We start from the raw sequence: 13468 nt of genomic DNA, 5'->3' as shown, positions 1-13468 counted from the left end.
GTCTATAAGTCAATTTCACTACAACTATGACTTGTTCTGCCCGTTTCTCAAAAAGAGTTATATTTATGCTACTACGCTTTAAAAATCCCCATTGTATATATATGAATACTTCAAATTATTCCCTTTAGAAAACAAAGTCTAAATGGTTCATTACACTCTAATAGTTATAAAAACATAATATATAACTTTAGTTAAATAAATTATATAAAGAAGGTGTAAAAATGAATAACAAAATAAATTTACAAATGCAAAATATAAGTTTTGTTATAATAATGGCTTTAGCAGTATGGTTAAAAACATATCTTATTACGCGATTCAGTTTTGATTTAAAAATCGAGTCTTCAACGCAAGAGCTCATTTTGTTTATTAGCCCTCTAGCCGCATCATTAGCATTTATTGGATTAGCATTATTTGCAACTGGTGAAAAGCGAAATTATATAGCGCTCTGTATTAATTTCTTATTAACAATCGTGCTTGTTGGAAATGTAATGTTCTATGATTTTTATAGTGATTTCGTTACATTACCAGTACTTGGACAAACCTCAAACTTTGGCCAATTAGGCGCCAGTATTATAGAAATATTAAACTACAAAATTATACTCGCATTCGTAGACATTGTTTTCTTCTTTATTTTATTAAAAAAGAAATCATTGGTCTTTAAAACAGAACGTGTAACTCATTCTACGCGCTTGTTATACTTTCTTTTAACGATTGGTGTATTCTTTGCAAATCTACATCTTGCAGAAAAAGAGCGCCCTGAATTATTAACAAGATCATTCGACCGAGTCATGCTTGTCAAAAATTTAGGCTTATATACTCACCAAGTATACGACTTAACACTGCAAGTAAAAGCTGGGTCACAAAAAGCACTTGCTGATAGTAGTAAATTACAAGAAACTGAAAACTACGTAAAAGCAAACCAAAGCGAGCCAAACCCTAATATGTTTGGTGCAGCGAAAGGAAAAAACGTAATTGTCGTCACTCTTGAATCCTTGCAGACCTTCTTAATAGGCGCATCAGTGAACGGGCAAGAAGTTACACCATTCCTAAATGAATTCATAAATGAAAGTTATTACTTTGATAACTTTTTCCATCAAACTGGTCAAGGGAAAACATCTGATTCTGAATTTCTAATCGATACGTCGTTGTATCCATTAAATCGAGGAGCTGTATTCTTTACACACGGTAACAATGATTATACTGCAACTCCAGAAATTTTACGTCAGCAAGGTTATTTCACTTCTGTATTTCATGCGAATAACGCAACATTTTGGAATCGTAATATTATGTACTCTGCTCTTGGTTATGACCGTTACTATAATGAACTTGATTACAAAATCACGCCAGAAACAAATTTAAATTGGGGATTAAAAGATATCGAATACTTTGATCAATCAGTAGATATATTAAAAACTGTTAATCAACCATTCTATGCTCGTTTCCTTACTTTAACAAACCATTATCCATTTACGTATGATGAAGATACAAAATTCATTGAACCATACAACTCTGGTAATGGCGTATTTGATCGTTACATCGTAACAGCACGTTACTTAGACGAATCCATTAAAAAATTTATTGAACGTCTAAAGGCCGAGGGGCTTTACGATAATTCTATTATTGTGTTATACGGTGATCATTATGGCATTTCCGAAAAACATAATCGTGCAATGGCACAGTTTTTAGAAAAAGATCAAATAACAGAATTTGACACTTTAAATTTACAACGTACACCTTTATATATTCATATTCCTGGACAAACAGAAGGTCAAACTATTTCAAAGCCTACGGGACAAATCGATATGAAGCCTACTATTCTAAATTTATTAGGTGTTGATTCTACGAATGATATCCGTTTTGGCCATGATATGTTTTCAGATGAATATACTGGCTTTGTTGTTTTACGTGATGGTAGCTTCGTTACAGATAAGTATGCATACAAAAACAACACTTTCTACGACCGTATAACGGGTGAAATTGTGGATTTACCAAAAAAAGAAGCTCAAGCCCTCATTAAACGTGCACAAAATGAATTACGAATGTCTGACAAAATTATTGAAGGCGATTTATTACGTTTCTCAGAAAGCAATAAAATTAAAACTGGCGAAGTACAAACTAAAATTAAAGAAACAGAAAAATAATCTATATGAAAAAGGAGCAACTTATTACAGTTGCTCCCTTTTACTTTTATTCTACACTTGTTTCTAAAGCTACATCTGTATAGGTATTATCATTACCTATATTTAAAATTACTTCACATTGACGCAATCTCAATTCAAAGAGCATAATAGAATCATGATAAACTTCAGGATTTGATTTCATTTTATGTAACATCTCTTGTTTTTCTTGTATTTCTAATTGCGTATTTTCTACAGCTTGCTTTAAGGAGTTAAATGAATTCCTAAAGAATATATTAATATCTCGCTCTTGTGTGTTTTCAAACAGCTCAAATTGCAAGAAAAATTTCTTCATAATAGAAGCCGTTACTTCAGTATAATCTTCATTTTCTACATACTGTTTATATTTGTTATATAGCATAGATTTATTTTTAGGAAGAACTCCAAATAATTTACCGGCACTTTTTAGTAAAAATTGTGCTGGCGTAAATCGACGTAAAATATTTACTTCATCCATTTGTATTCTAGTCGTCATCCTGTCAGTATCTCTGCGCCAGTCATCAAGCACTTTAAAGTCACATTCTAACTGTATTTTATTTTCTCCAAATAGTGAATTAAGCCCTTCACTAAGTTCTTCTAAATACGTTTGACTTTGAAGAAGCTCATTATTAGAAGTTGCAATCCAATTTTGCATAGAAAGAGCAAGATTAGGTAATACAGTTTGTTCTAAATATTTATGCACTCTTTCATTCATTGCTTTATTTAGTTCCGTATCCATGTGTCCGAAATCACTTTCTTCACTAATTAAATTAGAACAGCTCTTTAATATCTTCGGAATATTTTCGGTAAGATCATTTGTAATTTCAGTCTTCATTGAACGATATGATTGTGTAATGAAATGAATTTTTTCCCTCTCAAATGTAGTAAGGTTATTAATGCTACCGTTTAGTTTCACTAGCATATCTTCATTCCAATTAATCGCATCCACTAAATTATTTTCTTTCTCAACGCGTTTATCCAAAAGATATGTAATTGTTTTTCGAATGAAGAACAATAGCTTTTCAGTACGTTCTGCATCCATATTTTTATGATTAAAGTTAAAATGAATAAACTCAGTTAAATCATTTAATTGTTGACTACTTGTATATAGCGAAGAGTAAGGGAAAATTCTCGCTTGCGGGAAATATGTGTTTATTCTCGCTTGCGTATCATATAATACTCTTTTCACTTCTGCTTCACTGTATATGTTATCGATTTTATTTAATAAGAAATGAATTTGTAAATTTGGTGTATGTTCTTGAATGCTTAATAGAATGTCACGTTCTTTGTCAGTAAAAGGTGAATCCGCATTCAATACGAATAGTAATTCGTCTACAGAATTCAAATATTCGAATATTTCATCTCTAGTGTCGTTATTCCTATTAAAGCCAGGTGTCACTACAAATGTAAGTTTATTTTCATTTAAAAATCGGCATGGTAATTTAAATTCAACACATGCTCTATCTCTATATGTTTGATGGTGTTGAGACATCATATTATAGTAATCAGAGACATCTTCCGTTGTTGTAATTGCAGAGTCTGTTATGGCATTAATTTCTGTATGAGCATCATTTTTTAAAACTACTACATTTGAAATTGATTTTTCTAATATATTTTCTCCTAATATAGAGTTAATAAATGTAGTTTTTCCGTTCCCTGAAGTTCCTGTTACTAAAATACGATTTGTTCTTAAATCTGCGAGCTCGTCAACTAACCATTTAAATCGGTGACCTATTTCTATATTCTGCTTTTGTGCCCACTGTGTAATAGATTCAAAAAGGGGTAAGCTGTACTCTAAGCCATTTACATGATTAATAGAATGTGACAGTAAGTTTTCCGCATGTTCTATATTTGCTGAATCTATTTTGGAAGGGAAAATCTCATCCCATGCCAATACAGCTGCAGATGGAAATACAGCATAAGATGGATTGACTACCTTTAACCAGTTTGCTAACAGATTTGGTATGATATCGTTTAATTGTCTAAGCGTATATTGACCTTGAATTAATGCAAAGTACGTTTCTTCGTAAAGTGCAGAAACTTTGTTCCATATATCAGACGATTGTATTTCAATATGTAAGAAAAATTCATTTATTGTATTAAGCCATAATAAGTAATTTTGTTCATTTCTATAACTGTTCCAAAGTGATGAAACCATTTGCGTAAATTGTACTTGATCTACATTATTTAATGTAACTAATGCATCATAAAAATAATCTGGTGAAATATGTTTAGTAAATCCTTTATCGATATATCCTTTTAACACCTCAAACCACGGATACGATTCTATTCGAATTAACTCATTCACAGCAAGCTCTACTGCACTATCAAAATCTTGTTGTTCCTCATAAAAGGAACGGGCAATTTTTGTTACGTTCGGATAATCAGGATTTAAAGAAACTGCTTCTTTAATAACACCGAAAGCTGAGTCAAAATTATTTTGCTCAATGTAAAGAGAAAGTAATTGTAGCCTAATTTCGGTCATCAATATTTTATTATCAGTAGTAATAGAAGTATAAATGTTTTCAGCAAATGATAACTGATTAAGTTCAAAATAAGCATCCGCAATATTTTTTTGTGCCCATGGTGCTAATTCATTACTAACCTTCTCCCATTTAAAAATAGCTGCTTCAAAATCTTGATGACGATAATAAAATTCACCTTGCGCAAAACGAATATAAGACCCATCAGAAATCTCATTTTTTTCTTCGTTTACATAAGCTTGTCCAAGTACGTCAAGAGTTGGCTTTGTTTCATTCTCCATTAGGAATGTCTCATAATACATCTTTTTTATTAATTGTTTTTCTAATCTCATCTTTTCCCCCACTATATCTTGAAAATACATTTTTAAGATATATCAGTACTTTTTGTATGTATGCTTTTTATCTTAACAAAGAATATCTTTTGGAAAATTTCATTTTCCTTTCATTTTTCAAGTTAGATTGAATTTTTATGAGAAAAATTTCAGTTTTTTTTCAATTCCCTTTCAGTTATGAAACAGCATTAAATGTTCCTAATAACCTAATAACACTATAATATTCCACATTATATTATCAGGAAAACCCCATATAAACCATATTATAAAAACAATCTATAACGAATTTATATGCATAATTCACTGTGCTGTCAAACAAAAAAACAACAATAGGAGCCAACATCTATTCATACCATTTCTTTCTCCAATTGTTTTCCTTTAAAATGTTTCAGTAGTTATGTAATTAAATTCCATTAACCTATATAAATAACTAGTCCAAAAAAAATCTATATGCATATCATGTTATAGTAAAGAATTTAGGAAATCCTAAAAGGAGGCATTTTCATGTTTGAAGATAAATCTAAAATAAACTACCCATATGAATTTACTGAAACTACAACAGTTCCTCTAAAGAACCCCATTGATAAAAAATTCAAGAACGGCTCTGGTACACATACTTTCCCAATTAAGAAGCATTATAAAGAGCAAGTTCTATACACTGAAAAAATCAATAATAATAAAAATAAATAATTGTATAGACCCTTATAACAATTAGCCAAATAAGAAGCAACATTTAACCATGCATAGTTATTTGGTTAGTAATGTAGAAATCTTTATTAGACAATTCATGCACCTTTTAAAAAGTGCTGTATACAGCGCTTTTTTATACATAGATAAATTTAAGCTAACGCAACCAAGAAATAAACTGTAAAATTACTCCACCATATTTTCGTTTAACAATTAAATCTACATATCAAAAGGGAGCAACAGTAAATGTTGCTCCCTTTTGAAATATAATTTTATTCACTCTACATAACCCTCTTAAACATCTTCTCCAACTCATAAGTAGAATGATGCACAAGAATTGGTCTTCCGTGCGGGCATGTGTACGGGTTTGTTGTTGTACGTAGTTCTTCCAGTAAAGCAAATATTTGATCGTTCGTTAAATATTGATTCGCTTTAATGGATGCTTTACAGCTCATCATGATAGCTGCTTCTTCACGTAACTTCTTAATATCAACTTTTTTTAGTTTAACAACTTGCTCCATCATTTCATCGATAATTTCTGTTTCTTGTCCTTTCGGGAACCACGTTGGATGCGAGCGGACGATAAAGGATTGATGGCCAAATTGCTCCAAGAATAGACCAACTTTTTTTAGTTCTTCTAGTTGCTCTTCGACACGTAAAAATTCAGTAAGAGATAAATCGATGCGGTACGGTACAAGTAATTCTTGTACTTCTTGCGCTACCCTTCCTACTTTATCACGAAAGTATTCATAATTAATACGTTCCTGCGCGGCATGCTGGTCAATCATATATAAGCCTTTATCATTTTGAGCGAAAATATATGTTCCATGCATTTGTCCAATTGGATAAAGCGGTGGTAAGTCATTCCCGTTCATTTCAATCTCTTTTATTTCCCGAACTTCTTCTTCTAATTCCTCTAGTTCAAAGTCCTCTTCGTTACTGTCCCACGATTTCTTTTCTTGAATTGGCTCTTCAATTATCGGTTTAGTGGATGGTTGCCAACTTTGTTCTTCTCTCACGAGTGACTGTGGTGGTTGCCATTCTTGCTTCGGTGGTTGCCAAAGCTGCGCTGGCTGTTTCACAGTCTGCAGTTCTTCTTGTTTTGCATCCATGCCAGTCGGTAAAACGATGTCCGGCATAGATGGTTCTTTCGGCTTCGCATGCTCAAACTGGAACTGTTCTTGCACACTTTCGTCTTTTTCTTTTTTCTTCGTTGTTACACCTGCATCTGGAATAAGCTGTATTTTTTTAAATGCCGCTTGCAATGTTTCTTCGATCAGCTTTAGTAATTCCTGTTCTTTACTAAAACGAACTTCTAATTTCGCTGGATGTACGTTAACATCAACTAGCATTGGATCCATTTCAATCGATAAGAAGCCAATTGGATACCGGCCAACTGGCAGTAATGTATGGTACCCTTGCTGAATTGCTTTCATTAATACAAAGTTTCGAACGTAACGACCATTTACAATCGTTGACATATAATTACGAGATGCTCTCGTTACTTCTGGTAATGTTACATAGCCTTTAATTGTAAAGTCTAAAGATTCAGCTTCAATTGGAACAAGCTTCTTCGCAACTTGAATACTGTAAATCGATGCAAGTACTTGTCTTACATCACCGTTACCTGACGTATGAAGCAATTTCTTTTCATTATGAAACAGTTTTAACGATACTTCTGGATGTGACATTGCAATACGATACACGATATCTGTAATATTTCCGAGCTCTGTATGAATGGTTTTCATATATTTAAGACGTGCTGGAGTATTAAAGAATAAGTTTTGTACTGTAATATCTGTTCCTTTTCGGCTCGCAGTCTTCTCTTGCTTTATAATGTCTCCACCTTTAATAATAAGGTGTGTACCAGGCGCATCACCTGTGCTAGTAATTAATTCTAATTCACTAACTGAAGCAATACTCGGCAATGCCTCACCGCGGAAACCGAGTGTTCTTATGCGGAACAAATCGTTTTCATCTTTAATTTTACTCGTTGCATGACGTTCAAAAGCGACGATACAGTCTTCTTCTGCAATACCATCACCGTTATCAATGATACGAATTTTCGATAACCCAGCTTCTTCTAAGTGGATTTCAATAGATGTACTATTCGCATCGATAGAATTTTCCACAAGTTCTTTTACGACTGAAGCAGGGCGCTCTACTACTTCCCCTGCCGCAATTAGGTTAGAGAGTTGATCATCGAGTTTGCGAATTTTCCCCATCTACTTACTCATCCTTTCTTTAACTTTTTCTGTAAGCGATACAATTCGTTCATCGCTTCTAAAGGTGTCATATCAAGTAAATCGATTTTTTTAATTTGCGCAAGTACTGCCGTTTCTTTTGCATCTAGAACTGGCTTGTCTTGTTTTTTCGAAGACTGCTCTGCGCCAAAGAACGATAGTTGTGATTCTTCTTCAGCCTCTACTTTCGTCTCTTGTATTTCTACTGGTTCTTCTTTTACAACTACAGCATCTGGAGTAACTTCTTGTACTTTCACTTCTGTACGCTTTGGAATAATAATTTCTTCCTGTCCTTCTAGTTGTGCTAACACTTCTTTCGCACGAGCGATTAAGCTATCTGGAAGCTCCGCAAGTTGCGCAACGTGAATACCGTAACTCTTATCAGCTGCTCCATCTTGAATTTTATGAAGGAATACTACTTTTCCATTCTCTTCAATTGCTGAAACGTGTACATTTTTCAGTTGATCTAAACTCTCTTCTAACACCGTCAATTCGTGATAATGCGTAGAGAATAACGTTTTTGCACCAATTTGGTCATGAATATGTTCAATAATCGCTTGTGCAAGTGCCATACCATCATACGTAGATGTACCGCGTCCAATTTCATCGAATAAAATTAAGCTTCTTTCAGATGCGTTTGCAATTGCATTTTTCGCTTCTAACATTTCGACCATAAATGTACTTTGACCTGAAATTAAATCATCTGCTGCACCAATTCTCGTAAAGATTTGGTCAAATACAGGTAATACTGCTTCTGTTGCTGGTACGAAACAACCGATTTGCGACATAACCGTTACAAGTGCTAATTGTCTCATATACGTACTTTTACCAGACATGTTCGGCCCTGTAATTAAAAAGACATCCATATTCTCTGGCATAATACAATCATTCGGTACATACAATTTCCCGTTCAATACTTTTTCAACGACAGGATGACGACCATCTTTAATAAAGATTTCGCGCTTTGTTGTCAGTACAGGTTTTACAAACTGTTCTTCTTCACTAACTGTCGCAAAACTTTGCAGTACGTCTAATTCACTAATTACTTTCGCTAAATGTTGTAATTTCGGAATAAATACTTTTACTTCTTCACGAAGTGCTGTAAATAAATCGTATTCTAGCTGTACAATCTTTTCTTCAGCTTCTAAAATTAACGTTTCTTTTTCTTTCAGTTCATCTGTAATGAAACGTTCAGCATTAGCAAGCGTCTGTTTACGCTCATAGCGACCTTCTGGAAGTGCTGCAAGATTCGCTTTCGTTACTTCAATGTAGTAACCGAAAATACGGTTGTATCCGATTTTTAACGATTTAATTCCAGTAATATCACGTTCTCTTTTTTCAAGCTCGGCAATCCACGTTTTCCCGTTTTTACTAACGTAACGATATTGATCAAGCTTGTCATTATAACCATCTTTAATAATATCTCCATCTTTAATCGAAAGCGGTGGGTTTTCTTGAATACTTCTTCCTAGTAATTCTGTTAAGCTTTCACATGGATCTGCACCTTGAATTAATCTCGATGCATAAGCGTTATCTAACAAACTAATTGCTTCTAAAATAGCTGGTACTTGAAGTAATGAACGTCTTAATTGTAATAAGTCTCTTGCATTTACGTTACCAAATGCAACTTTTCCTGCTAAACGTTCTAAATCATATACTTCTTTTAACTTTTCTTTTAAATCTTCACGTAAGAAGTAATCATTTACAAACGTTTCAACCATTTCTAAACGCTCTTCAATTCTTTCTTTCTGTATAAGTGGACGTTCCATCCACTGTTTTAACATACGACCACCCATAGCTGTTTTCGTCTTATCCAATAACCATAATAGTGATCCTGTTTTTTCTTTCGTTCGAAGTGTTTCTGTCAGTTCTAAATTTCGCTTTGAATGTACATCAATTTTCATAAATTGATTCGTATAATAAATTTCTACTGGTTGCAAATGATCTAAAGAACGTTTTTGCGTTCTTATTACATAGTTAACTAAACGTCCAACTGCTTTAATTAATTTTGCTTGTGAAACATTTTTCACAAGATGTTCTAATCCTTCCGGAATTGCCGTTGCATCTTCATACGAAATCGTCATTTTCAATGTTTCAGTTAACTTGTTTAGTTCATCTTTAGAAAATGAAGAATCAACAACAATTTCTTTCGAACCAGTTGCATACACTTCTAATAAAATATCTTCTACTGAACCAGTCAATAACGTTACTGTATTTTGTCCAGTCGTTAAGTCGTTACAAGCTAATGCATATGATCCATCTTCAAAATGTGTTAATGCAGCTAAGAAGTTGTTTTCTTTCTCATCAATTGTACGCCCTTCCATCATCGTTCCTGGCGTAATTAATTGTACTACTTCACGACGTACTACACCTTTAGCTGTTTTTGGATCTTCTACTTGCTCACAAACAGCTACTTTATATCCTTTTTCAACAAGTTGTTCAATATAGTTTTTAGCCGCATGATACGGTACACCGCACATTGGTATACGTTCACTACTACCGCCATCTCGGCTCGTTAATGTAATTTCAAGTTCATGAGCTGCTTTTACAGCATCCTCAAAGAACATTTCATAAAAATCGCCTAAGCGAAAAAATAAAAAGGCATCTTGATAATCTGCCTTAACCTTTAAATATTGCTGTATCATAGGCGTATATTGAGTCATACTTTTCCTCCATAATTCTTACATGATAATCTATTTTCATATATGTCGCATTTCACGGACACTCTTATCTCCTATTTCAGGAGTCTTTCTTCATTATAACATATTTCATAAAGAATCATGTTCATTCAGCGCCACTTATGTAAAGTAAAAAGCTAGGAAGAACTTCTCCCTAGCTTTCTATTACTCTTCTTCTGCATCAACGATAAAGTTTGGATCTAATTCTTCAAATTCATCATCAGCAATTTGGAAATCATCATCTGATTCTACGCAGCCTTCAGGATTTACACTTACACAAATTTTCGTTTCTCCAACTACTTCTGTTACAAATTCACGTTCTACAGTTACAACAATTTTATTACCATTTGGTGATACAAGTGCTTCTAAACAATTTGGCGGCTGAATAACACGAGCAATAATTTCTAAATCGTCACCAGAAAAGTTTTTATCACGATAACCAATACTTACTTCGTCCGTGTAGTTCACACGTTCTGTTACAACTTCAGTCTTTGTATTTCCATCAAATGAATACCAAGTGTTCACATCATAGAAACCTTCAATTTCCACATGCTTTCCATTCTTTCTTGCTTCGTACGAGTGGTTAATTACCCAGCACCCTAAAATACTTGTTGGTTCATTATTCGATTCACATGTATGCGTTGACTTTGTATACTTACGTCCTTTTCCAACCACTGCTTTTGTAATAATCTCTCTAAATTCGGACATTCGTAACCCTCCTCAATCACTATTCACTTAATCATATGCGTGACAATAGCGGAATGTGTCATTCTTTTTTTGAGAAGAACTTACGTTTAATCCACAAAAAAAAGAGATGTCAATATGACATCTCTTTAACAACCACAATTTCCTTTTTTACTTTCTACCGCTGCGCCAGTTTCACCCTTTAGTACATCGCCACCAGTTGAAATTAATATTTCATCTGTTACGTTGTTAGAAATTGTACTAGCAACTAACTGTAATAAGTCATTTACGTATGTTTGTGAAGATTTAAATTGTTGTACGACTGGAATACTGTCTAACTTATCTTGCAATGCATCAATTTCAGCTTCTACCTTTTTTAAAGCTTCCCATTTCCCGTAATGTTGCAAGTTTACAGCTTGTTTTTGCAGTGCTTTAATTTCATCGATTGCGCGCTTTACATTTTCATTTTTATGAATTTGCGCCTCTGCTTTCTTAAAAAAATCAACTTCTTCTGTTTCAGAAATCATTTTTGCTAATTCTTTCGCTTGTTCAACAATGTCATCTTTCGAATATACTTTCATCTATTATTTCACCTCAATCGGCTCTTCAACTAATTCCCCGTTAAGAGACCAAGTTTTTGCTTCCGTTACTTTTACTTTCACAAGCTGACCAATTAAAGATTTTGAAGCGACGAAGTTTACAAGTTTATTCGTACGAGTATAACCTGCAAGTACTTCCGGATTATTTTTACTTTCCCCATCAACTAACACTTCTACAATTTGACCTTTATAACGACTATTCTTTTCAATTGCCAACGTATTTACTAGTGTATTTAAGCGTTGAAGACGTTCTTTCTTCACTTCCATCGGTACATTATCTTTCATTTTTGCAGCTGGTGTACCTTCGCGAGGAGAATAAATAAATGTAAAGGCAGTATCAAATCCTACTTCACGATATAACGACATCGTTTCTTCAAATTGCTCATCTGTTTCATTTGGGAAACCAACGATAATATCTGTCGTTAATACTGCATCTGGAATTGCTTCTTTAATTTTTCTTACAAGTTCTAAATAATGCTCACGCGAATATTTACGCGCCATAATTTTCAGCATATCTGTACTTCCAGATTGAACTGGTAAATGGATATGTTCTACTAGGTTGCCACCTTTGCCAAGCACTTCAATTAAGTGATCATCGAAATCACGTGGATGACTCGTTGTAAAACGAATACGGGCAATATCAACTTTACGGAGCTCGTCCATTAAATCGCCAAGACCGTATTCTATATCTTCAAAGTCTTTACCATATGCATTTACGTTTTGTCCAAGTAACGTAATTTCTTTATAACCATTTGCAGCTAAATGACGAATCTCTTGGATAATATCTTCTGGACGTCTGCTTCGCTCTTTTCCTCGTGTATACGGTACAATACAATACGTACAGAACTTATCACAGCCATACATAATATTTACCCAAGCTTTAATGTCACCACGACGTACTTTCGGAAGGTTTTCAATTACGTCACCTTCTTTTGACCATACTTCAACTACCGTCTCTTTCGAGAACATCGCATCTTTTAGAATGTACGGTAATCTATGAATATTATGCGTTCCAAATACCATATCTACATGCTGATTTTTTTGCATAATTTTATTTACAACAGATTCTTCTTGAGACATACAACCACATACACCAATTAAAAGGTCCGGATTTCTTCGTTTGAGTGACTTTAAATGGCCTAGTTCACCAAACACTTTATTTTCAGCATTTTCACGAATCGCACAAGTATTTAATAAAACTACATCTGCATCCTCAGTTGAAAAAGTTGGTTCATATCCAAGCGTTGTGAAAATACCTGCCATTACTTCCGTATCATGCTCATTCATTTGACAACCATATGTACGAATATAGAATTTTCTTCCTGTACCAAAATTGCGAAACTCTTCAGGTAAGCCAAAATCCCGTTCAATTTTAACTTCTTCTTTCCCCCGCTTTTTCGCATCCTTTAAGGAAGGTGGTTGATATACACTTTCAAAGTATTTACTATAATCTTTCTCTTCTTTTTTCGTAGAGGAATTTGCTTGTTGACTTGCTAATCGTTGTTGCTCGTTCATCGGTAATCTCCTTTCACCCTTAACTATACATACTCTATAGTCCATTTTAATGCGCCTAGACTCACCTCAAAAATGGTTAGATAGCTTGAGA

General features: G+C 33.8%; 8 protein-coding genes. 2 read left to right on the top strand and 6 right to left on the bottom strand.

Annotated elements, in window-relative coordinates; all coding sequences use genetic code 11:
- Window positions 1-221: 221 nt before the first annotated feature.
- Window positions 222-2141 carry an LTA synthase family protein gene (locus tag AC0OM3_RS05420; protein WP_474211162.1) on the top strand — a complete coding sequence of 640 codons (1920 nt, stop codon included), beginning with the start codon at window positions 222-224 and terminating at the stop codon, window positions 2139-2141.
- 46 nt (window positions 2142-2187) lie between these two features.
- Here AC0OM3_RS05420 and AC0OM3_RS05415 read toward each other — a convergent pair whose 3' ends face one another.
- Window positions 2188-4971 (bottom strand): dynamin family protein, encoded by a 2784-nt coding sequence (locus tag AC0OM3_RS05415; protein WP_474211161.1) that lies wholly within the window; start codon window positions 4969-4971, stop codon window positions 2188-2190.
- Between the two features lie 504 nt (window positions 4972-5475).
- Here AC0OM3_RS05415 and AC0OM3_RS05410 point away from each other — a divergent pair.
- Window positions 5476-5661: a hypothetical protein gene (locus AC0OM3_RS05410; protein ID WP_000461135.1), complete on the top strand. Its 186-nt coding sequence runs from the start codon at window positions 5476-5478 to the stop codon at window positions 5659-5661.
- 278 nt (window positions 5662-5939) lie between these two features.
- Here AC0OM3_RS05410 and mutL read toward each other — a convergent pair whose 3' ends face one another.
- The 5 genes from mutL to miaB all read right to left on the bottom strand — a co-directional run bounded on the left by mutL (window position 5940) and on the right by miaB (window position 13377).
- Window positions 5940-7883 carry a DNA mismatch repair endonuclease MutL gene (gene mutL, locus AC0OM3_RS05405; protein WP_474211160.1) on the bottom strand — a complete coding sequence of 648 codons (1944 nt, stop codon included), beginning with the start codon at window positions 7881-7883 and terminating at the stop codon, window positions 5940-5942.
- 8 nt (window positions 7884-7891) lie between these two features.
- Complete coding sequence (mutS, locus tag AC0OM3_RS05400; RefSeq protein WP_474211159.1) at window positions 7892-10564, bottom strand: DNA mismatch repair protein MutS; 2673 nt, start codon at window positions 10562-10564, stop codon at window positions 7892-7894.
- 180 nt (window positions 10565-10744) lie between these two features.
- Window positions 10745-11287, bottom strand: a complete 543-nt coding sequence (cotE, locus tag AC0OM3_RS05395; protein ID WP_001288799.1) for an outer spore coat protein CotE — start codon at window positions 11285-11287, stop codon at window positions 10745-10747.
- 125 nt (window positions 11288-11412) lie between these two features.
- Window positions 11413-11844: a YlbF/YmcA family competence regulator gene (locus AC0OM3_RS05390; RefSeq protein ID WP_000870461.1), complete on the bottom strand. Its 432-nt coding sequence runs from the start codon at window positions 11842-11844 to the stop codon at window positions 11413-11415.
- Between the two features lie 3 nt (window positions 11845-11847).
- Window positions 11848-13377: a tRNA (N6-isopentenyl adenosine(37)-C2)-methylthiotransferase MiaB gene (gene miaB / locus AC0OM3_RS05385; protein WP_001005391.1), complete on the bottom strand. Its 1530-nt coding sequence runs from the start codon at window positions 13375-13377 to the stop codon at window positions 11848-11850.
- Window positions 13378-13468: the final 91 nt, after the last annotated feature.

This window comes from Bacillus sp. FAU20 (assembly GCF_056033865.1).
Note: the sequence above shows the minus strand (reverse complement) of the source record. Positions and strands in the feature narration are given on the sequence as shown.